Source organism: Nitrosomonas supralitoralis (assembly GCF_003011925.2).
In the GTDB taxonomy this organism is placed as follows: domain Bacteria; phylum Pseudomonadota; class Gammaproteobacteria; order Burkholderiales; family Nitrosomonadaceae; genus Nitrosomonas; species Nitrosomonas supralitoralis.
Genome location: NZ_PXXU01000029.1, coordinates 1 through 23,381, shown reverse-complemented (window position 1 = coordinate 23,381; position 23,381 = coordinate 1). Strand labels below are relative to the sequence as shown.

The following is a 23,381-nucleotide window of genomic DNA, read 5'->3' as shown; positions in this document are numbered from 1 at the left end:
ATTTATTTTGAACTTACTGATTATATTGTTAACTCTGGAATTATGAATCACCATAGCAAAAGATCTCTCTTTTTATTCAGTGTCTGTTCAGACGCTCGCACTTAATATATTAATAGATGTGAGATCAATGAGCGGAGGATTATATGAAAAAATTTGAAATGGCATGTATAGCAGTTGTGCTATGCAGTGTTTTTTCAGTAAGCCCCGTAGGAGCAGAAGATGGGGGGGGCTTCGATGGCGGTGATTTTGACGGAGGTGGATTTGATGGCGGCTTTGATGGGGGAGGCTTCGACGGTGGTTACGATGACGGTGGTTTTGATGGAGGTGGATACGATAGTTACGATAGCGGTGGGTATGACAATAATTATGATGAGGTTGGTTCTGATACTGGGGGTTATTATGACCAGAATAGTGGTTTCGAAGATCACTATGATCACAGCGGCTTTGAACAAGGCGATGCGTTTTATCCAGATAACACATCGGATCAGCAAGAAAGCGTCGACTTTGCTGATGATTTAAATTCGGAAAATGACTTTAATCAAGCCGGTGAATTTAACCAATCGGATAATCGTGGAGATAACAATGACGCTGACTTAAATATGGACGCCGCACAAGGTACAGAGATTGCACCAGAATCTTTCCAGGAAAACTTGGCAACTCCCAGTAGCGAATCAAGCGAAATTGGGTCATCCATTCAAGGTAATGACGTTTCTCAAGCTGATGCTGCTGATCAGAACGCAAACAATGAAATTAATTCTGATGTCTCTAACCTGAACACACAAGAATCAGCTCAGCAGGATTTAGCAACGCCGGGCAATCAATCCGTTGAAGCAGATTTATCGGCTCAGGATAAGGAAATAGTTCAAGACAGTCCCGCGGCACAAAATATCGAGACTCAAGATAACCACGTTTCTGAGAATACAGATTCAACGGGTACCGACCAGGCAGCTCAAGTCGATGGAACAGTTCAGGATGGTTCAAACACGCAGAACGTTAATCCTCCACACAACGTGCATATGGATCAAAATACTGCAAACTATAATAATTCTAATCATCATCAAAATCATCACGGACATCATCATCATCATTTAGATGGGTTTGGTTTAGGACTTGGTCTGGGCCTGGGGTTGGGTTGGGGATTCGGTCCAGTATGGGGTTGGGGGCCCGGTTGGGGATTTGGTTATGCTGGTTTTGCACCTTTTAACAGTTTTGGCTTCTATAGTAACTGGGGAGGAGTCGGTTTTTATAATAATTATGCATTTGGTCCTTATCGTCGCTTTCAAAGCTACTATCCTTTAGGCGGTTATCCTGTAGGTGTTGTCACTGCTCCAATCATGCAGCGACCGACGTATATTCAACAAAATCCTGCGCCACGGCCAACCACTGTGCAAAGAAATAATTATTGGTACTATTGTCGCAATCCGGAAGGATATTATCCTTATGTAAAGCAATGTTCCGGTGAGTGGATAAAAGTGCCTCCTCAGCCATCCTGAAATCAGAATAGAATTGTAAGTAGTCATGAAGTTACAAAATGGACTGAACATATGGTTAAGTATTAGAACAATCAGGACTCATCAAGAAGATTATGTTTTAAGTGCATTTCTTTCAAGTAAAAATTGCTGCTTGACGAAACGGCATTAGCTAACAGTTTGTTGAAAAACGTTTTCGAGGCAGTTGATACAAGGCAAAAACAGGCAAAAAGCGTAGTTTGTGCTTAACAAATGAACATTCTGAACCTGCTTTTAACGCCATAGCAGCAACGCAGATAGTTTTTTAACGAATTTAGCTCCAATCTAAACTGACAGGCACCTGTCTATCTAAAACGGATAACTATTTGATTTGAACTGCGACATCTGTATTCGATGGAATCAAATCAGGTATTTCGCTATGATCATATAAAATTACAGTTTGGCTAAAAAAGATAAAATCTGGATAAATATATGAGCGAAGAACAAAAAACCTTCGAAGTTACCACGGATGAATCACACAGTGTACGATTGCGAGCCATTATCAGTTGGGTTGTGGTAATCATTTTGACCTGTTTTGGAACATTCATGCTGTATCAGCTGACCAATTTTCATAATACACCAGGGGATTATTGGAAAAACATGGTTAAAGAGCAATTCCCGGTATTAATTGGATTGCCTATGGCCGGTTTAGGCGCGCTTTTTGTCACGCTGATTTTGCGAATATCGACAGGACCGATTGAATTTGAAATAGGAGGCCTTAAATTCAAGGGAGGCGCGGCGCCTATTGTTTTTTGGATTATTTGTTTTATGGTTATTGTTTTGTCGATTAATTTGCTGTGGCAGAAATAATCGAAGCACAACTCAGTCAAAGAGTCTTAATAAAGTCCAGTATCCACTCGGGAAAAACACCCAATCCGATGATAAGTAAACTGGTAATAATCACGATGGATATTGTTCCTTGGGAAATGTGCACGTCATTCTGTTTGGTAGACTCTTCCCCATAAAATACGATTAAAATGCGTAAGTAATAATAAAAAGCAAGTGCCGTGTTGATCACCGCTATGATCGCAAGTATCATATGACCGGCCTTGATGGCGGCACCAAAGGCGAGTAATTTGGCAACAAATCCTGCCGTTGGAGGAAGGCCTGCGAGAGCCAGAAAATATATCCATATGGCTATTCCCAGTGCAGGGTAACGTCGTCCTAGTCCACGATATTCTTCCAGATTCTGGCGATCCTGCTCGGGGCGAGTAAATGCAGCCACAACAGCGAATACACCCAGATTCATCAGTGCGTAGGTTAGAGCATAGTATATGGCAGCGTCACGGCCCAGGGAATTCCCTGCCGCCAGCGCGACCAGAATATAGCCCAGATGGGCGATGGACGAATAGGCTAGTAGTCTTTTCAAATTCTGCTGATACAGTGCTAATAAATTACCAGCTACCATAGTAATTATGGCAAGAATCCCTAATAATGGAAGTAAAGCTTCCCAGATATACTGTAGTTGCAGGCACAATAACCGGATCAAAAACACCAGTACTGCTGCCTTTGCAATGCTAGCGAATAGTGCCGTTATCGGAGCGGGTGCAGCCTGATAAATATCAGGTGCCCACATATGAAAAGGCACCAGCGCCAGTTTGAATCCTACGCCAACCAGTATCAGGGTTACAGCGACTATAAGTAAATAATTGTCGGTTGTTATCGAACTCAGCGCTGTCAGATTCAGTGTGCCGGTACTGGCATAAGCTAAAGTGATTCCATATAGAAAAAAAGCAGCTGCAAAACCAGCGAGTATGGCATATTTTACGCCACCCTCAATTGCACCATTTCTCATAGGCTTCCAAGCGACGAATGCGAAAAGTGGCACAGCCAGGATTTCGAGTCCAATAAATGCCGTAACAAGGTTATGTGAGGTCACGAGCAAAGTCATTCCCAAAGTTGCAAATAGGATCAGACTCAAATACTCTTCTCGTACTTCATTCTTGGTGGGTGCATAATTAAAAGATAGAATTATGATGGCTATAGCGCCTAACATAAAAAACTGAGAAAATAGCCGTCCTAAATTGTCGATGATTAGCATGTCGTTCACTATGTGCGGTGTTTCCCAGAGCACAGTGGTCGCAGTCCCGAGCAATAGAAACATTGACGAAACGGTTGCCAAGGTTCGTGTAGAGACATGCTGCGGCCAGACGCCTAGAACCAGTACCGTCAGCCCACCCAATATGAGTACAATGAAAGGCGCCAGGCTAATCAGATCTGCGGAATGCATCTTCTGTTCCTGCCAATGTTGCAGTATTCGATTCGATAATAACGGTTGCCGGAATTTGCAGATAATCCAGGAAAGGAGCTGGGTATAGTCCCAGCCAAAGCACAGTGATTGCCAGTAATCCCAGTATCAGAGTTTCTCGGTGGTCAAGGTCGGACCATACGTGGTCGCTGCTTACTTCACCCAGCATGGCGCGCTGGTACATCCATAGCAGATAAATAGCGCTTGCAACAATACCTATGGCACCCGCTATGGCAAGTCCAGCTGAGACCTGATATACACCGGCAAGAACCAGAAATTCGCCGACAAAATTGGCCAATCCTGGCATGCCCATGGCTGAGAGTGTAAAGAGCAGCAGCATGGCGCCTAGGCGTGGCATGGGTGATAGCAGCCCCCCCATGCGGGGCAATGAGCGGGTACCGATTCGTTCTTCCAGCATGCCGACAATGGCAAACAATGCGCTTGTTGTTACGCCGTGAGCAAGCATCAGAAGCATTGCTCCATGCAAGCCTTCCTGATTCCAGGCATAGATGCCAAATACGACAAAACCGAGGTGACTGATAGAAGAGTAGGCGATCAGCCGTTTCATATCTTCTTGTACCAGGGCAAGTAAGGCGCCGTAGAGAATGCCAATAACACCCAGGCCCATAGCAAATGGCGCAAAATCTACAGAGGCTCCCGGGAAAAGAGGCAAACAGAAACGTAACAGGCCATAGGCACCTGTTTTCAGTAACAGGCCAGCGAGAATGATGCTGCCTGCTGTTGGAGCTTCTGTATGGGCATCAGGAAGCCAACTGTGGATGGGGAAAAGTGGAATCTTAACAGCGAATGCTACGAAAAATCCCAGCATTAACCACATTTCGGTATTGCCAGATAGGTTGGTGTGCAGTAGTTCAAAGTAATTGAATGTGTAAATACCGGTTTGTTCGCCGTGAATAAAATACAATCCCAGAATAGCCACCAGCATCAGCAGAGATCCGGTAACCGTAAAAAGAAAGAATTTGTAAGCAGCGTAAAGTCGTCGTTCATGGCCCCATAATCCGATCAGAAAATACATCGGCACCAGCATGAGCTCCCAGAATACATAGAACAATATTAGGTCTAATGCCAAAAAGACGCCCATGATGCCGGCCTGGGTGGCGAGTAGTAGTGCGGCGAAAGTAGACCAGTTATGGCGAATTGAGTTCCATGACACAAGTATCGCTATCGGAACAAGTAGAGCGGTTAGTAGTACCAGTAACAGGCTGAGGCCATCCATGCCAAGCAGAAACTGAATGCCCATTATCGGAATCCAAGGGACCTGGACTATGTGCATGTAGCCATTTGAATCAGAGTCTGCGATCCACCAAAGACTCAGTGCAATCAATAGTTCGGTAACCGTAATGGCCAGTGCGAGCCAGCGAACACAGATTACAGAAAAGCGGCCTGTTAGCGCAATTATGAGCGCTCCTGACAAAGGCAGAAATATTAAAACACTTAACCAATACATAGTATTCTCACCATAACCAATAGCTCAACAAGAAGACGGCTCCAGTGCTGATCATCAGAGCATAGCGACTTAACAAGCCGTTTTGTGTGGCGCTGAGCCGCGCATATCCGAATCGGAATCCTGCTAATAGCCCATTGATGCTCTTATCCAGAACACCGTGTTCTACACTACTGCGGCAGGCAGAGGCAAGGCTCAGGCATGCCTGTGTCATTTTATGCAGTATTCCCTCAACTAAAAGGGCATCTGTGGCTTTTAAGAAGCGGGCCAAGCTGAAATATGGATGTATCAACATGGTTTGGTATAGAGCATCGAAACCCCAACCGGTACGTAAAAAAATTATTTTGGTCAGGGAATGACCCGCCTGTTCACGGCGCACTAGCACAAGGGCCAGTCCGATTCCGATTAATGACAGCAGACTGGTGATGAATTGCAGGCTGTAAGCAATTCCAAGCGGAGGATGCACTGCTAACCTGAATTCATCTTCCAACCATGCGCTCCACTGGTGAGAAGCCGGCCAACCTACTGGAAACTCAACAAGTCCGCCAATAAGGCTGAGCAGGGCTAAGATAAGCAATGGCCATGTCATTGAGCTGGAAATTGATGGCTTTGAAGCGCTGGATCGGGAACCCTGGAAAACAAGAAAATAAACACGAAAGATATAAACTGAAGTCAACAGCACGCCAAAAGCTGCAAAAGTCCATAATAAAGGACCTGCAGGTGCCGACCATGAAGCGGTAAGAATGGCTTCTTTACTATAAAAACCAGCGGTAATTAAGGGGAATCCTGCTAACGAAGCAGCGCCAATCAGAAAAGTCCAGTGAACCAGCGGTGGGTGATTACCAAGTTTGCCCAGATTATGAATATTGTGTTCATTTCCGTTGGTGTGAATCACTGTTCCAGCGACCAAGAATAACAATGATTTAAAAAAGGCATGTGTAACCAGATGGAACAGTGCCAGTGCATAGGCGCCACAACCCAGCGCTAGAAACATATAACCGACCTGACTGATAGTGGAGTATGCCAATACCCGTTTGAAATCGTTTTGCGCCAGAGCAGCGCTGGCTCCATAGACAATAGTTAACGTACCAATGGCTGCCACTGACCACTGAACATGAGGCGCAAGTTCGAATAAAGGATAAGTGCGGGCAATTAAATAGACTCCGGCTGTGACCATGGTGGCGGCGTGAATCAATGCAGAAACCGGACTGGGACCAGCCATGGCGTCCGGTAACCAGACCTGAAGTGGTAACTGCGCCGATTTGCCGATAGCTCCGCCAAGTATCAGGAGTGCTGTGAGTGTGGCCAGTTGTGAACTTGTTTCCCACTGCGCAGTGGCATTTTCGAGCAGATATGACAGTGACAGATCATTAAACTGATTGTACAAAAGGAAGATGCCGATTGCCAGTGACATGTCGCCAATACGAGTGGTGATGAATGCTTTGCGTCCTGCGCTGGCCCGCATTGGTTCCCGATACCAGAAGCCGATCAGGGCAAAAGAGCAGAGTCCGACCAGTTCCCATCCAAGATAGAGAAGCAGCAGATTATCGGCCAGTACTAGAATGAGCATGCCTGCGAGAAACAAGTTGAGGAAAAAATAGTAGCGGCGTTGATCGCTGTCTTCGGACATAAAAGTTATCGAGTAAATATGAATCAGTAAGCCGACACCGCTAACCACACTCACCATTACCAGAGCAAGACGATCCAGGATAAATCCTATCGTTGGTCTCCAGTTACCCACCGCTATCCAGGTGTAAAGCGTTTGTTGTAATGGCTGGCTGGTAGCGGCACCGGTCAGCCATGTCAGCAGTACTACAAGAAAAGCAATGGCTGCGGCACAAGTCGCCAAGATGGCGAGATGCCTTCGTTGCAGTAGCCCTCCCAACAAGGCAATTATCAAAGCGCTCAGCAGGGGTGCGCCAGGAATCAACCACAGAAACTGATTCATGGCGGTTCACCTTGAGTATCATCCTTGAGTTGGGTAAGCATATCTACTTGTGTTACTTTGAAGTGTTCATAGGCCAGCCATACCAGAATCAGCGCTACGGCCAACTCAGCAGCAGTTACTACCATCAGGAATATGGTCAATACCTGGCCATCAGCATTGTTCCAGTATTGGCCAGCCGCTATAGCTGTCAAAGCCGCTCCGTTGAACATGACTTCCAATCCCATCAATATGAAGAGCAGTTCGCGTCGCAACAGTATGATCAGGAGCCCCAGGGTGAACAACAGCGCTGCAATAATAAGACTATGAGTAAGCGGAATCATGAACGCCCTTTGCGGCTAAGATAAAGAGCGGCAACAATTGTTGCCAGTAATAGAACAGCGGCGGCTTCTACTAACAATAGGTATGGGCCGAACAATGCGTGCCCTACTGTTTTGGGTTCGATTACTATAATTTCCTTTGTTCCTTCTGACGAATATTTGTTGAGTAATAGCAGAAGTTCCAGCCATAGAATCAGTGCCAGGAATGCAGGTCCTTTCCAGCCAGTGGGTAGAGGCAGTGACTGGTTTCGTTCGGAACGCAGGTTCATCACCATAATCAGAAAAAGAAACAACACCATGATTGCACCTGCGTAAATCATGACTTGGAGTACCGCCAGTAGTGGTGCGCCGAGGAGAAAAAATATCAGTGCCAATGCCAGTAAAGAGATGACGAGATAAAGCGCGGCATGTACTGGATGATGTACTTTCAATATCGCGCCGGCAGCAAGTACCGCGATGGCGGCAGTGAGATAAAAAATAATTTCATACATAAGCTTACTCTCATTAGATTAATGGTTGCTGTCATGATTTCTACTTATTCCGTTCAGTTCGGAGTTACTTGCTTGTACCATCCGGTACTGCAAGTCAATTATTCCTTTGTCATGGCAAATTATTATCTCGATCTACAGGCGGCGTGTCACTTTCGGCTTCGCCGATGGCTTTACCGGATATTGCCACGCCAGCATGTCGATAAAAATTATAGCCGGGATGTTTTCCCTGACCGTCAATCAGCAATTGGTTTTTCTCGTAAACCAAGCTTTCATGATGTCGCTCACACATTTCAAAATCCGGTGTAAGCTGAATCGCCAGTGTTGGACAGGCCTCTTCGCAAAAACCGCAAAAAATACAGCGGCTGAAATCAATAGAAAAGGTTTCCGGGTAGCGGCGGCCATCGTCATTCTGACGGGACTGGAGATGGATGCAATCTACCGGACAGACAGCCGAGCATAAGTAACAGGCTACACATCGTTCCTCGCCGTCAGGGTCACGTGTAAGCACAATGCGTCCACGCCAACGTGAAGGCAATGTTCGCTTGATGTCGGGATAAGATACTGTCTCACGCTTTACAAAGGCATGGCGCAGAACAGCCCATAGTGAGCGTCCCAGCCCGTGAATCAGTGTTAATACATAATTGTTTGTCGGTTCTTTTTTCATGATTATTAACCTTCCATCCAGAACAGTCCCAATAAGGCTGTGACCAAAAGATTAATCAAGGCTGCCGGCAATAGTAACTTCCAGCCACAGTTCATGAGTTGATCGTAACGCAGTCGGGGCAGGCTGGTGCGTAACCAGAAAAATAGGAAAATTAATGCCAGTGTCTTTAACATAAACCAGAAGATCCCGGGTAACCAAGGACCATGCCAGCCGCCTAGAAACAAAATAGTTATCAACGCCGCAATGAGCAGTACGCCAATATACTCACCCAGATAATAGAAAGCGAATTTGATGTCGCCATATTCGGTGTTGTAGCCGGATGCCAGTTCGTTTTCTGCTTCAGGAAGATCGAATGGCAAACGATTAGTCTCGGCAATGCCACATACAAGAAAAATAATGAATCCAATGGGTTGTAAAATAATGAACGGCATTGTCTGGGCCGCGACGATATCCACCAGACTGAAGGATCCGCTTAATATAACGACACCCATGAGAGCAAGTCCCATAGGTAGTTCATAACTGATCATTTGTGCGGCGGAGCGTAGGCCGCCGAACAGTGGATACTTGCTGTTGGATGCCCATCCACCGAGCATGATGCCGTAAACCCGCAGAGAGGAGAGCGCCAGTACAAATAACAGTGCAATATTGAGATCCGCCAACCACCAATCCTCGTTCACTGGTACGACAACAAAGCTAAGCAGTGCGGTGAAAGGTACGATAATTGGGGCTATAAGATAGATGTTCCGATCGGCAAAAGGTGGTACGAAATGCTCTTTGGTTAACAGTTTGAGAAAGTCGGCAACGGGTTGCAGCAAGCCAAAAGGACCAGCGCGATTGGGGCCGAGGCGATCTTGCAGCAGGGCGAGTATCCGGCGCTCACCATATACCATCAGAGCAGCAATAAACAACAATCCCAACAGCACTAATCCTAGGGCGGAAAGCGTGAGCAGCCATTGGGTGAAGTTCATAAAACCTGCTCCAGTTCAAGAGAGTCGCCGTGTCCGACACCTAATTGAACGAGCACGTTGCGTGCAATGGCAATTGTGCCGGTTGCCACACCCTGATTAAGCCGTACAGGTAGAACCATTGAGCCGGCAGGGCCATGAAGCTTTACTTGTGAACCATTCTCCAGGCCTGCATTAACGGCTGATGTCGGTTCGATCAGCGCGACAGTTTCAGGTGTGAGTGCCATTAGACCCGATGCAAAGCTGGCAAGTGCTTCATCACCATACCAGCTTGCTAAAGCGGCTTGCCACGTACTATTGCAGGATTTTTGAATTGAATGTATGGATGCAGTGATAGGCATGGTCAAGGCGGGAACGGTTATCAGTGATCCCGTTGTGCCGGGTTTGGGTGTTTGAAAGTCGGAAAAGATATCACATAGTACAGATTCGGCATCCGGTAGGGAGCGGCCGAGATACTGCCCCAGATTTGTAATTACTTCAGCTACACTGGGAAGGTATTCCGAGCGGTGAAAGACGGACGAAAAGCCTTGAGAGCGACCTTCATAATTGATGAAGGTGCCGCTACGCTCTGTCCAGGCAGCAACTGGAAACAGAATATCTGCAGCCTTTGCAGTAACGGTCGAAATGCAATCGAGAACGATAAGAGCGCTTAGGTTGTGGCAGGCTGCTCGCCAGCGCGAACCAAAGCGTGAGTCTCCGAGTGGATCATTGCCAGCAACAATCAGGATCCGGATCTTCCCATTTTCAACTGCTTCAAGCATTGTCGATGCATTGCCTGCAGATGAGAGTAAAGCAGCTCCGTAGGCATTTGCTCCAGGAAATGCGTATGCGAGCCTGGTGTCTGATCCAAGTGTAGTGGCCAGTTTCTCAAGTGCAAATACTTCATAGGCAGTCAAAGTTTCGATAGCACCGATCAATAGTGAGTTCCGGGCTCCCATCAGGGAAGCTACGATATCTGCCATTGGTGCTTCAGTCATATCATTTGCTATAGATTCAATATTTACCAGTTCACACAACCGCGATAATCTGGTGTACACCTCCCGTGGTGATACGGATATTGCGGTAGTTGCGAATTGCGCCAGCAGCGTGGGACTGCTGTGAAGTAATGCTAGTTTGGCGCCTTTACGGTAAGCCTGGCGCAGAGCCAGATCGATCATAGGCGCGTGGGCGGTTAGATCGCCAATGATTAATGCTGCGTCTATTTGTTCTATATCCGCAAGAGACGGTGCGTTACCTATGTTTTGAAGTGCACTGACGGCTGCGATTGTTGCTGTTTCTAGTTCGGGATCACAGAATGCGGTAAAGACACCGCCCAGTTTGTTCAGCAAGGCCTGCAGCATTGCGTTACCTTCCATATCCTCTCGTGCCGATCCGAATCCTCCGATGCGATTTTGAGCCAATTTGATCTGTAATGCAGCGGCGGTAAGCGCATCATGATAACTAGTATCTGCACCTGAAACACGCGGTGCTAGCGGCCGGGTGCTGTGTTCGCTGTATTGATGTCCGTAACGGCCACGATCACAGATAAACCACCGATTGAGTTCAGGATGCGCACGATTGCGCACGCGGCGCAATGTCCCATCTCTTGCGCCGGGCAGGGTATTGCAGCCGACGCTGCAATGTGGACAGATGGAAGGTGCGGTTTTCAAGTCCCAGACCCGAGCAAAGCGTTGTCGGAATATGGCATCGGTAAAGACCCCGGTCGGGCAAACCTCAACTAAATTGCCAGCGAATGGATTCTCCAGTGGGCCATCCTGAAAGCGACCAAAATAAACTTCATTGCGCAGGCGCATTGCGCCGAGATCATTCCCTAGTGCGTAGTCCTGGTAAAAACGGGTGCAGCGATAGCAGGTAATGCAACGATTCATCTCATGATGAATCAAGGGGCCTAAATCCTGATTCAAGAAAGTACGTTTGCGGCCGCGGTAGCGACGATAGGGTGGACCACAGGCGACAGTCATATCCTGCAAATGACATTCTCCACCTTCGTCACAGATTGGGCAGTCATGAGGATGATTAATCATCAAAAATTCGATCACATGCTGCCTTATCTGCTGCGCTGCAATGGCAGAAACAGAGACTTCAAGACCGTCTTCGGAGGGTTCTAGGCAAGCCATTGCTACTCGTGGAGCTTTGCCGGAATCTTTGGAGTTGATTTCCACAGCGCAGAGCCGGCAGGCGCCGAGACTACCCAGCGCAGCATGGTAACAGAAATGAGGGATTTGAATATTAGCTTCCAAGGCTGCACGAAGAATGTTATCCCCGGGTTTGAACGGAATAACATGGCCATCAATCAGAAACGTGCCCATGGCTAAGTCTTATCCTTAACGGTTTTGTCAAACCGGCAATGACCTGCTGTGACATGGTGTTCGTAATGTTCGTGAAAGCATTTGAGACTGCTGACAAGCGGCATCACGGCGCCTGGCGCAAAGGCGCAAAAAGATTGTGAGGCAATGGTGGTGGACAGTTCATCCAGAAGCTCCAGATCATCAGCCTGACCTTCGCCGGAACTGATGGAAGTCAGAATCTGCACCAGATAAGGCAATCCGTCACGGCAGGGTGTGCAGAAACCACATGATTCGCGCGCAAAGAAGCGCATCAGATTCAGCGTGACTTTAACCGGGCAAGTGGCGTCATCCAGAACAATGATACTACCTGTGCCAAGCCGTGATCCTGCTTCTGCCATAGGATCAAAATCCATTGGTACATCAAGATGTTCAGGCAATAAAAAGGCTGTCGAAGCACCACCCGGCAGGAAACCGAGCAATGTTCTGCCTTCATCAAGGCCGCCAGCATATTCGAAGATTAGTTCTCGTGCTGGCGTGCCGCAAGGCAGTTCAAACAAGCCTGGGTGCTGCACTTTGCCGCTGACACAAAATAATTTAGAACCGCAACCGCCATTGACACCAAGGTCACGAAACCAGTCCGCGCCATTGAGCAGAATGTGCGGCACATTAATCAGTGTTTCGACGTTATTTGATGTAGTGGGCTGACCCCATAGCCCATGCGTGCTGGGTCGCGGTATCTTGGGGCGTGGGTTTGGGCGCCTGCCTTCGATGGCGTTAATCTGTGCGGTTTCTTCACCACAGATATAGCGTCCGCCGCTCAGATGCGCTTCGATCTGCAGATTAAAGCCGCTACCCCCGATATTTGTTCCCAACAATCCGGCTGTTTCTGCTTCCTGAATAGCTTGATTCAAAGCATTCCCGCCTTTGGCGTACTCGCCCCTGACAAATATAAAAGCACGTTCGACCTGCAGCGCAAAAGCGGAAACAATGATTGCTTCAATGATCTGATGAGGACTGCCATACAGCAAATAACGGTCTTTGAAAGTGCCAGGCTCGGATTCATCCAGATTGCAGATCAGATAGCGCGGCGATGGTGCATCTGCACCTCGCAGACGCCACTTCAGGCCGCACGGAAAACCTGCTCCACCGCGACCGCGCAGATTAGCGGCTTCAACGATGTCAATAATTTTCTCAGGTTTGAGATCAAAAGCTGCAGTCAGACCGCGATAGCCGCCTGTCGCCTGATAAGCGACCAAGTTCAGCGGCGCGACTGGATCAAGATAACGAGTCAGTAACGCTTCCATGGCGCGCTAATTCTCTTGCAGTATGCGTTGCAAAAGGGCTTCCAAGGACACATTGTTTAATGGTCCCAGCGCTTCTCCGTCAACAAGTGCCGCGGGTGCCTTGTCGCATAGACCCAGACAAATGCCGGGTAAGACAGTAAGGGCTCCATTCGGAGTAACCGTACCTAAAGGCGTACGGATATATTTTTCGGCTGCTATCAGTAACTGATCTGCCCCACGCATACTGCAGCAGACGCTGTCACAGATCCGAACAATGTGACGACCTACAGGGCGACGATAAATTAGGCTGTAGAATGTAGCCAATTCCTCTGCTTCGGTTGTGGACAGACCGGTAATTTGTGCGATTCTTTCAATTGCTGCATCGTCGAGGCAACCCAATTCGGCCTGCAGTGCCTGCATTGCCGGTATTGCCGCCGCCCGCCGCTTCGGGTCGGTGGGTGGCAGGTGGAGCAGATTTTCTTGCAATTCTTTCAAGCTGTTATTCATGTTTGTAATTCCTCTAGCGATCAATGTCGGCCAGGACATAGTCGATAGACCCGAGTATAGCAATCAGATCTGCCAGGAGATGTCCTGTTGCAAGTGATGCAAGAGCCTGCATGTGCGGGAATGAAGGTGTGCGAATGCGCAGTCGGTATGGACATTCCGTGCCGTCGCTGACGACAAAATAGCCGTTCATCCCCTTGGGAGCTTCGGTCATACATAGGCTTTCTCCGGCTGGAAAGGTCATTCCTCGCCCCACAGTAATGAAATGGTGAATTAGTGTTTCAATATCTTGCAACGTTGCCTCCTTGCGTGCAAAGGCATAACGTGCCTGGTCGGAAAGAACCGGACCGTCAGGCATGTTTTGCATGGCTTGTTCAACGATGTGAAGGCTTTGACGGATTTCTTCCAGACGTACTTCGGTGCGGGCCAGGGAATCGCCTTCAGTAGCGGTAGGCACTTCGAAATCATATTGCTCGTAACCGCTGTAGGGGCGACGTTTGCGTAAATCCCATGCCAATCCACAGGCCCGAAGATTAGGCCCGCTGAATCCCCAGTCAATCGCTTGCGCAGTGGTCAGAATGCCAATGCCGCGAGTACGAAGACGCATTATGGGGTTGCTCGTGAGTAGTGCCTGGTATTCATCTATCGCAGCAGGCATGCGTTCCAGAAATTCCTGCAATGCTTCGTACCAGCCGTTGGGCAAATCCATTGCCACGCCGCCAATGCGAAAGAAAGCCGGATGCATACGTCCCCCCGTAATCAATTCGATCACATCGAACAGATACTCACGATCTCGGAACGCATAGAATGGAGGTGCCAATGCACCCAAATCATGAGAATAACTGGCCAACCAGACCAGATGGCTGGAAATACGAAATAATTCACAAAGCAGCACACGGATTACCTGCGCGCGTTTCGGAACCGTGATGCCCGCAAGTTGCTCTACTGCCAGTAGGTAGGGTAGTTCATTTTGTACACCGGATAGATAATCTATGCGGTCAGTATAAGGAATGTAGCTGTGATAGGTCTGGCGCTCGGCCATTTTTTCGGCCCCACGGTGATGAAATCCAATGTCAGGACGTACATCGCGGATCTCTTCGCCTTCCAACCGCACGATCAGACGTAGCAAACCATGCGTGCCGGGATGCGTGGGGCCGATATTGAGAGTCATTTCTTCAGTACTATTTGCCGGTTCGTGATAATCCTCGGCGCGATAACTTTCCATAATCTCACGATAACGTGCCTCGGGCAGCTGGTAGGGTGGCATTTCTGTGGCACGATTAGGATGTTCTTTACGCAGAGGATGGCCTTCCCAATATTCTGGCATTAGAATCCGTTGCAGATTGGGGTGATCGTTAACGTGGATCCCGAACATGTCATAGAGTTCACGTTCATACCAGTTGGCGGCACTCCAGACAGTACAGATGCTGGGCAATACTGGGTCTTCTGCAGGCAGATTGACTTTTATGCGTAAATCAGCATTTCCGGATAGGGATAACAATTGATAGAATACGGTCAAGCCGCCACTTCTTTTTGTTTCGTCTATTGCAGACAAATCAAAAAGCATCTCAAAGTGGGGAGTTGCTTCATGCTTGAGAAATTGGAGCGTCTCGGTAATGCGTTCCGGCAGCACTGACAAGGTGTTAATGCCGTCACAGGGCAATTCGCTGGAAACCGCATTAAAGCGCGATTCTAGTTGCGAGATAAGCGCCATTTCTCCATCAGTCATCAATTATTCCTCGATTCTCAGACCAAACGGTCGGCGTTCATTGCCAATTGATTCCTGCAATAAGACTAATCCCTGTAATAATGCTTCAGGTCGTGGAGGGCAGCCCGGCACATAAACATCCACCGGCAGAATCTTGTCTATTCCCTGAACAACGCTGTAGATATCGTACATGCCGCCAGAATTGGCGCATGATCCCATGGAAATAACCCATTTGGGTTCGAGCATCTGATGATAGAGTCGCAGGATCATGGGCGCCATTTTGATGAACACCGTTCCCGAAACAATTAAAAGGTCGGCCTGCCGTGGTGAACCACGCATTACTTCGGCGCCGAAACGGGCTATGTCGTGACGTGGCGTGAATGCTGCCATCATCTCGACAAAACAGCATGAAAGGCCGAAATTGAACGGCCATAAGGAATACTTTCGTCCCCAAGAAACTGCTTCTTCCAGTTTGCCGAAGATGGCTGTCAAAGGCCCTTGGTTGTTTTGTCCGGAGTCCATTCCAAACCTCCTTTGCGCCATTCATAAATTAAACCGAACAGCAGAATGATAATAAATACACACGCGCCAATTACGCCTTGTACGCCCAGTTCCCAGTATGTTACAGCCCAGATAAACAGGAAGGCTGCTTCAATATCGAATATCAGGAACGAGACGGCGACTATATAGAAACGTACTGGCATACGGGCACGTGCATCACCCGTTGGGGGTATGCCGCATTCATAAGGTTGTTCCTTGTCCCATTGTGAACGGTAACCTCCCAACCAGTGAGAAAGCCATAACAAACTTGACAGCGCGAATAATACAAGCAGCGCAAAAAGACCAATGACGGTAGTCGGTGGCAGGTTTTGCATTGTGGCATCCCCTATGACTTTATGAACAGTTTTCGGACTTGTCTGCAGCTGCTTCGTTCATGTCTGTTAATTTCTGCAGTCAGAAGCACCGGAGCAGTTGAAGATGCGACAACGTTCAGGAAAAACTATTTCATAGAAAAGCTACGGCAAGTTTAATCGCTTGTCAAGTGAAAGAATTGTTGTCATTCCTTATAGGCGATGAGTTCGCTGAAACTGGATGCTATGCTAGAATTGTCAATCAGTATGAATGAAAGAAACCAGATTGATTTGCAGGAAAAAGGAGGTGTTGCCATGAAAACCGTAAGACAGTTACTGGAAGAAAAAGGACATGATGTTAAAATTGTCTCTCCTGAAGCTTCCCTCATCGATGCGATGCAGCAGATGTCCGCCAACAACATTGGTGCATTGTTGGTAATGGAGGATAGCAAACTGGTGGGTATCTTGACTGAAAGAGATTTTTCCCGAAAATCATATCTACTGGACAAACCTCTGAGGGATGTGCGTGTCAATGAACTTATGACTCGCCAAGTGGCGTATGTCAGTCCGGATTATACGAATGAGGACTGTATGGCATTGGTCACCGAGATGCGGGTTCGTCATTTGCCCGTTTTAGAGGATGACCGTGTGATAGGATTAATATCCATTGGCGATCTGGTTAAGGATACGATATCAGAACATCAGTTTATAATACATCAACTTGAGCGTTATATATACAGTACACCGGAATGACACAGTATCGCAATATATTGCTATTCAATTAGTAATGGAATATTTTCCGGTACGAGAATGTGCTGTTAATCTTTTGTATTCGCCGCGTTAACGCATGATAAGCTAAAGCGTTAAGCTGCTTTTGTTTGAAGATAGATAATAGTTATAGCGTAACTTAATCTTTGTGGTTGACCGATTTTCAGAAAGAGGGGAGACATGAGCCTGACGATATGCCCAAATTCTCGCAGATTTATTTTTTAATGATGTTGAACTACTGTATGCTTTTATTCTAATTAGGTAAGGTTTCTTCGGACTGGAGGAAAACTTCGTTATCTCACGCCGCCGCGAAAGTTTGCGCGACAATACCTTACCATACGCATCCACACACGAATCTGAAATCACTTCTGCCTAGTTAACTTTCAAAGCAGAGACATCTGACTATCCGATACTTGATTAAGGATAGGCTGTTCCCCTCACAATCAAGCCATCAGGTCACGTTTTTCAAATAGATTGAGATTTAGTTAGCCACGCTGAAAAAGTATCGAACAACAATTATTTCAGGCAAGCTGTCAGGAATAATGTAAGCGTCCAACGCCGCCATATCTATCCTATCTCTATCAATTATTTTGCTTTAGCAATTCAATGTAATCAGGTGACAACGGTAGTAACTCGTCAATTCGCCTATTAGGCAGGTGGGTAGTTTTATGAGCGTATTTTTGAGCCAAGCAGAAGTGACATGGTCTAATAGACTCGGACAACCCAGTTAAGAGAAAATAGTCTTAACTGGAGGAAAAAATGGTAACAAGAAAGCAGTATCCACCATTCGCTATTTTTTCTACATTGGCAAATTATTCGTGGTTGTAAAAACCTCATATTTCTATTCAAATGCCCCCGCTGAGGCTCCTTTATTCTCCCACCACAATTTACTCTTGATTATAAACACGGGGGCACTATTCATATGAAATTTAACCCGAACTACTACTACCCACCACTTTGAGATGCTTAGTTTCTATCTTAGCAATCTGTTCTATATTTATTGGATTCACCCCTGCTTTATCGGTAGGATGCGTCACAACCGCCGCTAAACTGAAAGTGATCGTATAAAGAATAGCAATTGCATAAACCACAACTAACTGAGGTGCTTTGATTAATTCTTTAGTTTCCATTGGTTTTACTCCTTTTAGTATATTGATTGGCTAGCTTTGCTAGTCATGCGAGTGCGTGAATGACTGACAAAATAGCCCCATTTACAATACGCTCTTTCAGGTTGACAATAAAATTATAAACATAACAACCGAAAGCACATCATTTTAAATGATCGTGAGCGCATTCATTAAGGATAGACATATATTTTTCACTTAATTACAATAACAACCATGATAATCACGTGGGTGAAACTTAAATATCTAACCTTGAGATCAATGTTACAGATTCACAATAACGAACAGAAGTACATAAAAATGATACACATTGTATCTAATAAAGATACAATTGCCTTATGCAAGATTTCAATTTTTTAATAATCTTTGCCCGTGTTGTCGAAGCAGGAAGTTTCTCGGAAGCGGCGCGGTGTATGGACATCTCTCGTGCAGCGGTGAGTAAGGCCATAGCCAAGCTTGAGAAGGATCTCAGTACGTGATATTTCTACGCAGTACTCGTCATCTTAGTTTGACTGAGACAAGTGTCGCGCTTTAAGAACACGCAACTTGCATCTTGGAAGAAGCTGAATATGCCGAACGAGTAGTCAACAGCCTTCATGCTGAGCCGCGCGGCACCCTCAAAGTGAGTGTATCGAGCTCTTTCGGAACGCGTCATGTCGCTCCGGCACTTCCGTGTTTTCCTGATCGTTATTCTAAGATCAAAATTGACCTGACCATTAGCGATCATCCGGGTGATTTGATAGAAGAAGGGTATGCTGTCACTACTGTCCCGTTAACTTTCAAAGCAGAGACATCTGACAATCAGATACGTGATAAGGGTCCTAAGTTCGACATTCAGAAGCCGTTTGAAATATTAGATGTTCGTTCCATATTTTTATCGATATTTGCCATATTGTCCAAATATTTGAGGTTATTCCCGTGGCAAATATTGTCGTTGTTGAATTCTCCAAATTATAGTAAAAAGAAGTCAGTGCTTATTTTATTAAATATACTTTTAATCACGAAAATCAATGTTGAATACCCTGATTGCTTATAGCGATGGCCATAATCCGAATTAAAGATCTGTTGCTCAGAACGTATATTGGTTTTAAAGAGGAAGAAATCAATAAACTACAGGATGTACTCATAAATATGATCATAGATGTTGACTTGAGTCATGCAATAAAAAATGACGACATTGATGGATCCTATGATTACAAAGTTATTACCAAAAACATCATTGCTCTTATAGAAGAGAAAAATTTTAAAATGCTTGAAACATTGACCCAATCCGTGCTTGATGAAATCATGAAGAACAAAAAGGTTCGTTTAGCCAGAGTGGAAGTGGACAAGCCCCATGCGCTACGCTTTGCCGCATCGGTTTCGATTGAACTGGAGGCTTCAAGGAATGAACGAGAATGAATGCATCATCGGCATAGGGTCCAATATCAATCCTGAAAACAATATCAAGACTTCATTAACGATGTTGGCACAGAAAGTTGAAGTAATGAAAACATCGTCATGGACAAAAATCAAACCATTAGGCATCATCGAACAGGATGATTTTATGAATGGCGCTGTTAAAATCCGTACAACCATGTCTATGGAAGAATTAATCCATTACCTGAAAGGATTGGAAGATGGAATTGGCCGAGATCGTACTCTGCCAAAATATGGTCCAAGAATGATTGATTTCGACATCATTGTCTGGAACGATGAAATAGTTGATAACGATTACTATACAAGGGATTTTGTCAGAAATGCCATTGATGAATTAAAGTAACTGTTTCTGACGAAGCTGAGTCAGTGGACAATCCCTCTCGAATTTTTCTCTACGGGACATTGGCGATGCAAACCGACACTGAATTCTTCAATTTATACAACCACGGTTTTGTTCGTGTTGCCGTGGGCGTGCCCGACATTCGTGTCGCTGATCCTGAATTTAATGTTTCTACAACCATTTCGCTGATGAAGCAAGCGGTTGAAAAACGTGCGAGCCTTGTTCTTTTTCCGGAATTGGGATTAACTGCATACTCATGTGAAGATTTATTCCATCAGCAGGCACTTCTCGAAAGTGCTATCGATGCTCTCGAGAAGGTGCTCACAGCTTCAGCGCGACTTGATCTTATTATAGTTGTAGGCTTACCTGTACAAGTTGATCACTTGCTATTTAATTGTGCCGCAATTGTCTATCATGGACGTATTATCGGTGTCGTTCCAAAAACTTATTTGCCTAATTATCGGGAATACTACGAGTTGCGGCAGTTTTCGCCAGCCGTTGTAGCCAATAAAAGCAGCATCACATTATGTGGTCAAAGTGGAATTCCATTTGGCGGAAAGTTATTGTTTCGAGCACAAAACAAGCCGCAATTCAGTTTCTTTGTAGAAATCTGCGAGGATCTTTGGGTGCCCATACCGCCATCATGTCATGGTGCCCTGGCTGGTGCTACGCTACTTCTGAATCTTTCCGCTTCTAATATCACGATTGGAAAACATGAATACCGCCATAGCTTGATAGCCAATCAATCAGCACGCTGTCTTGCAGCTTATCTCTATACTGCTGCCGGCACCGGTGAATCGACTACCGATCTTGCCTGGGATGGACATGCCATGATCTATGAGAATGGTACGTTAGTATCAGAATCCACTCGATTTCCTTATGGTTCGCAGTTATTATTTGCTGATCTTGATCTGGATCGCTTGACCCAGGAACGTATGCGACAAAATAGCTTTAGTCAGAGTGTGCAGCACTTCCAGGAAGAAATACGTCAATTTCGTGAAATTCCCTTCGATATCAACTTCCCTAATACTGAACGAATACTCTGTCAGCGACAATATGATCGCTTTCCTTATGTTCCCTCTGATCCTGCTTTACGTGATATTCATTGCGACGAAATCTTGAAAATTCAGACCCAGGGCTTAGTCAAGCGCCTCAAACATGCAAACATCAAAAAGATCGTTATCGGTATTTCAGGAGGATTGGATTCGACTCACGCGCTGATCGTGGCTGCTCGGGCGATGGATGTGCTTCAGCTGCCACGCAAGCAAATTCTTGCTTATACTATGCCAGGGTTTGCCACCAGCGATTATACTTTGGCCAACGCCAGAGTTCTGATGCAAGTCATAGGATGTGCTGCACATGAAGTTGATATCCGACCAAGCTGTGAACAAATGCTTCGAGATCTCAACCACCCATTCATTCATGGCAAGGCGGTTTATGACGTTACATTTGAGAATGTACAGGCAGGTGAACGGACCAATCATCTTTTCCGCTTCGCGAACTATCATAATGCCTTGGTGCTGGGCACCGGTGACCTAAGCGAATTAGCTTTGGGCTGGTGTACCTATGGCGTTGGAGATCATATGTCACACTATGCCATCAATGCCAGTATACCAAAAACACTGATCCAATTTCTCATTCGCTGGGTAGCTGATACACAGCAGCTCTGTCAAGATGCAAGGAGTGTGCTTTATGCAATCCTAAATACGGAAATCAGCCCCGAGTTGATTCCCGGAAAAATGGACAGTAATTACCCTGCTCAACGAACAGAGGCAATTATCGGTCCTTATGAATTACAGGACTTTAATTTGTATTACACAACTCGATTTGGCTACTTACCGACTAAAATAGCTTTTCTTGCCTATTGCAGCTGGCATGATCGGATGCAAGGTTGCTGGCCCAACATCATAGAAAGCAGGAGACACCAATATACAATTGGTGAAATCAAGCACTGGCTGCAAGTTTTTGTCTACCGATTTTTCCAGATCAGTCAATTCAAACGTAGCTGTATTTCTAACTCACCCAAAGTGGGCTCTGGTGGCTCACTTTCACCGCGCGGAGATTATCGCGCACCAAGCGACAGTGAAGCCACAGTGTGGCTTGATAACATTAAGCGCATTCCAGATCAAATCCGTTAGGATAATTGGTGTAACGAGAAAACTTTTGAATCGTGCGCTATTTTCCCGTTGTGCAGGGCTGTTTCAGCATCTTTCTGATTACATCGGCATGCAGTTCCTCTTCCATTATCAAACCGCGTGCATATTCTTCCAATACTACCGATTTCCCTGGGGCCAATTCCAATAATTGATAATAGGCTTTTAATGCTTCGTTTTCATGGGCAAGGGATTCTCGAAGAATATCGCCAACAGGAACCGCGCAGACCGAGTTGTCATCATGCTGATGCGTTTCAAGTAAAGGACCAATGGCAAGCGATGGATGTCCTTTCAGCAGTGTAACCAGTTCCCCTGCTCTGCGAGCATGCAATATCCTTCCTCGGCTTGCTGGTTCAACCATTCGACAATAGGAATGCGACTATAACCGTACACCATCAAGGCGTAGTGTGTATAACGAACCACGCCGGCAAGCTCAAGCTCCATGATTTGATTCAGCAATACAACTGCTTTACTTTTATCCAAGTCCATGATTTTCTCCTTTTGCTTTGTTGATAGGCATCCATGAAGTAATTGTTTTGCATCTACAACTTTTCTGCGTGACTGCTGAGATACTCCGCCACCCCTTCAGGACTTGCTTTCATGCCGGGCTCGCCGCTTTTCCAGCCCGCCGGACATAGCTCGCCGTTTTCTTCAAAGAACTGCAGCGCATCAACCATCCGTAACATTTCATCGACATCACGCCCAAGGGGCAGATCATTAACCACTTGATGACGCACCATACCTTTCCTGTCGATCAAGAACGAACCTCTCAAGGCAACATGATTTGGGTGATTTACCCCATAAGCATTCATCACTTCGCCGCCCAGATCCGATACCAATGTAATATCAATCGGACCGATGCCACCTTGAGTTATTGGCGTATTACGCCAAGCATAATGTGTGAAATGAGAATCTACAGATACGCCGATAACTTCAACATTACGTTTTTGAAAATCTTTGGCACGATGAGAATGTGCGATGATTTCCGATGGACAGACGAAAGTGAAGTCCAGGGGGTAAAAAAACAACACTGCATATTTGTCTCGAATATGCGCATGTAAATTAAAATTGTCATCAAAGCTACCATCTGGTAGAACAGCAGGCTTAGTAAAATCGGGAGCTAGTTGAGTGACGAGGGTAGTCATTGTTTCTCCTTTCTAGTTAGTTAAGGTATCGTTGAATCAGTCCGACAGCAACATAAAAAATTTGACAATCTTTTTGTATAAAGGATCTATAACAATTTAAAACAGATTTCTCATGCATAGATCCTATTCAAGTCTGTATTTGTGAGGTGCCTACAGATTGCTGCACATAACCGTCAACGTCGAATTAATTTA

23 protein-coding genes and 1 pseudogene are annotated in these 23,381 nt (G+C 46.1%); 8 read left to right on the top strand and 16 right to left on the bottom strand.

What is annotated here, in order from left to right:
- Positions 1–143 precede the first annotated feature (143 nt).
- Both C7H79_RS18440 and C7H79_RS10350 read left to right on the top strand, forming a co-directional pair.
- A complete protein-coding gene (locus C7H79_RS18440) occupies positions 144–1,493 on the top strand; it encodes a hypothetical protein (RefSeq protein WP_106707194.1) in 1,350 nt (449 codons plus the stop codon).
- Between the two features lie 447 nt (positions 1,494–1,940).
- Entirely contained in the window at positions 1,941–2,318 is a 378-nt protein-coding gene (locus C7H79_RS10350; protein WP_106707193.1) for a hypothetical protein, read from the top strand.
- 16 nt (positions 2,319–2,334) lie between these two features.
- Here the strand turns inward: C7H79_RS10350 and C7H79_RS10345 are convergent, their stop codons facing one another.
- The 13 genes from C7H79_RS10345 to C7H79_RS10285 form a co-directional block, all read right to left on the bottom strand.
- Positions 2,335–3,738, bottom strand: coding sequence for an NADH-quinone oxidoreductase subunit N (locus tag C7H79_RS10345; RefSeq protein WP_106707211.1), 1,404 nt, complete (start codon positions 3,736–3,738; stop codon positions 2,335–2,337).
- Positions 3,716–5,224 carry a complex I subunit 4 family protein gene (locus C7H79_RS10340; protein ID WP_106707192.1) on the bottom strand — a complete coding sequence of 503 codons (1,509 nt, stop codon included), beginning with the start codon at positions 5,222–5,224 and terminating at the stop codon, positions 3,716–3,718. The genes C7H79_RS10345 and C7H79_RS10340 overlap by 23 nt, the downstream gene beginning before the upstream one ends.
- A 7-nt stretch (positions 5,225–5,231) precedes the next feature.
- On the bottom strand, positions 5,232–7,169 hold the full coding sequence (nuoL, locus tag C7H79_RS10335; protein ID WP_106707191.1) for an NADH-quinone oxidoreductase subunit L: 1,938 nt from the start codon (positions 7,167–7,169) through the stop codon (positions 5,232–5,234).
- Positions 7,166–7,489, bottom strand: coding sequence for an NADH-quinone oxidoreductase subunit NuoK (nuoK, locus tag C7H79_RS10330; protein ID WP_106707190.1), 324 nt, complete (start codon positions 7,487–7,489; stop codon positions 7,166–7,168). Before nuoK ends, nuoL begins: the two co-directional genes overlap by 4 nt.
- Positions 7,486–7,977, bottom strand: coding sequence for an NADH-quinone oxidoreductase subunit J family protein (locus C7H79_RS10325; RefSeq protein ID WP_106707189.1), 492 nt, complete (start codon positions 7,975–7,977; stop codon positions 7,486–7,488). Before C7H79_RS10325 ends, nuoK begins: the two co-directional genes overlap by 4 nt.
- A 109-nt stretch (positions 7,978–8,086) precedes the next feature.
- Complete coding sequence (nuoI, locus tag C7H79_RS10320) at positions 8,087–8,641, bottom strand: NADH-quinone oxidoreductase subunit NuoI (RefSeq protein WP_197714621.1); 555 nt, start codon at positions 8,639–8,641, stop codon at positions 8,087–8,089.
- A gap of 5 nt (positions 8,642–8,646) precedes the next feature.
- Positions 8,647–9,609, bottom strand: a complete 963-nt coding sequence (gene nuoH, locus C7H79_RS10315) for an NADH-quinone oxidoreductase subunit NuoH (RefSeq protein ID WP_106707188.1) — start codon at positions 9,607–9,609, stop codon at positions 8,647–8,649.
- Positions 9,606–11,915: an NADH-quinone oxidoreductase subunit NuoG gene (gene nuoG / locus C7H79_RS10310; protein ID WP_106707187.1), complete on the bottom strand. Its 2,310-nt coding sequence runs from the start codon at positions 11,913–11,915 to the stop codon at positions 9,606–9,608. Before nuoG ends, nuoH begins: the two co-directional genes overlap by 4 nt.
- A gap of 2 nt (positions 11,916–11,917) precedes the next feature.
- Positions 11,918–13,198, bottom strand: coding sequence for a complex I 51 kDa subunit family protein (locus tag C7H79_RS10305; RefSeq protein WP_106707186.1), 1,281 nt, complete (start codon positions 13,196–13,198; stop codon positions 11,918–11,920).
- A 6-nt stretch (positions 13,199–13,204) separates the two neighbouring features.
- Positions 13,205–13,684 (bottom strand): NAD(P)H-dependent oxidoreductase subunit E, encoded by a 480-nt coding sequence (locus tag C7H79_RS10300; RefSeq protein WP_172592409.1) that lies wholly within the window; start codon positions 13,682–13,684, stop codon positions 13,205–13,207.
- 13 nt (positions 13,685–13,697) lie between these two features.
- Entirely contained in the window at positions 13,698–15,410 is a 1,713-nt protein-coding gene (gene nuoD, locus C7H79_RS10295; protein ID WP_106707185.1) for an NADH dehydrogenase (quinone) subunit D, read from the bottom strand.
- A 3-nt stretch (positions 15,411–15,413) separates the two neighbouring features.
- Positions 15,414–15,911, bottom strand: coding sequence for an NADH-quinone oxidoreductase subunit B (locus tag C7H79_RS10290; protein WP_258577633.1), 498 nt, complete (start codon positions 15,909–15,911; stop codon positions 15,414–15,416).
- The gene (locus C7H79_RS10285) at positions 15,878–16,264 is read right to left on the bottom strand and encodes an NADH-quinone oxidoreductase subunit A (RefSeq protein WP_106707183.1); all 387 of its coding nucleotides are present in this window, start codon (positions 16,262–16,264) and stop codon (positions 15,878–15,880) included. Before C7H79_RS10285 ends, C7H79_RS10290 begins: the two co-directional genes overlap by 34 nt.
- Before the next feature lie 198 nt (positions 16,265–16,462).
- Between C7H79_RS10285 and C7H79_RS10280 the strand changes: the two genes are divergently transcribed.
- On the top strand, positions 16,463–16,993 hold the full coding sequence (locus tag C7H79_RS10280) for a CBS domain-containing protein (protein ID WP_309477325.1): 531 nt from the start codon (positions 16,463–16,465) through the stop codon (positions 16,991–16,993).
- Between the two features lie 944 nt (positions 16,994–17,937).
- Here the strand turns inward: C7H79_RS10280 and C7H79_RS10275 are convergent.
- Entirely contained in the window at positions 17,938–18,138 is a 201-nt protein-coding gene (locus tag C7H79_RS10275) for a hypothetical protein (protein ID WP_106707182.1), read from the bottom strand.
- A 332-nt stretch (positions 18,139–18,470) separates the two neighbouring features.
- On the opposite strand from C7H79_RS10275, the gene C7H79_RS18885 reads away from it, so the two are divergent.
- From C7H79_RS18885 to C7H79_RS10255, 5 genes are all read left to right on the top strand, one after another.
- Positions 18,471–18,611 carry a LysR family transcriptional regulator gene (locus C7H79_RS18885; RefSeq protein WP_242447241.1) on the top strand — a complete coding sequence of 47 codons (141 nt, stop codon included), beginning with the start codon at positions 18,471–18,473 and terminating at the stop codon, positions 18,609–18,611.
- Between the two features lie 74 nt (positions 18,612–18,685).
- The gene (locus C7H79_RS18880; RefSeq protein ID WP_242447240.1) at positions 18,686–19,168 is read left to right on the top strand and encodes a type 2 periplasmic-binding domain-containing protein; all 483 of its coding nucleotides are present in this window, start codon (positions 18,686–18,688) and stop codon (positions 19,166–19,168) included.
- Between the two features lie 2 nt (positions 19,169–19,170).
- Positions 19,171–19,533, top strand: a complete 363-nt coding sequence (locus C7H79_RS10265) for a FolB domain-containing protein (RefSeq protein WP_106707181.1) — start codon at positions 19,171–19,173, stop codon at positions 19,531–19,533.
- Positions 19,520–19,894: a 2-amino-4-hydroxy-6-hydroxymethyldihydropteridine diphosphokinase gene (gene folK, locus C7H79_RS10260; protein ID WP_106707180.1), complete on the top strand. Its 375-nt coding sequence runs from the start codon at positions 19,520–19,522 to the stop codon at positions 19,892–19,894. Before C7H79_RS10265 ends, folK begins: the two co-directional genes overlap by 14 nt.
- A gap of 23 nt (positions 19,895–19,917) precedes the next feature.
- The gene (locus tag C7H79_RS10255; protein WP_242447239.1) at positions 19,918–22,029 is read left to right on the top strand and encodes an NAD(+) synthase; all 2,112 of its coding nucleotides are present in this window, start codon (positions 19,918–19,920) and stop codon (positions 22,027–22,029) included.
- A 37-nt stretch (positions 22,030–22,066) separates the two neighbouring features.
- Here the strand turns inward: C7H79_RS10255 and C7H79_RS10250 are convergent.
- Positions 22,067–22,533: pseudogene (locus C7H79_RS10250) on the bottom strand (ferritin-like domain-containing protein).
- A gap of 53 nt (positions 22,534–22,586) precedes the next feature.
- The gene (locus C7H79_RS10245) at positions 22,587–23,189 is read right to left on the bottom strand and encodes a peroxiredoxin (RefSeq protein ID WP_106707178.1); all 603 of its coding nucleotides are present in this window, start codon (positions 23,187–23,189) and stop codon (positions 22,587–22,589) included.
- Positions 23,190–23,381: the final 192 nt, after the last annotated feature.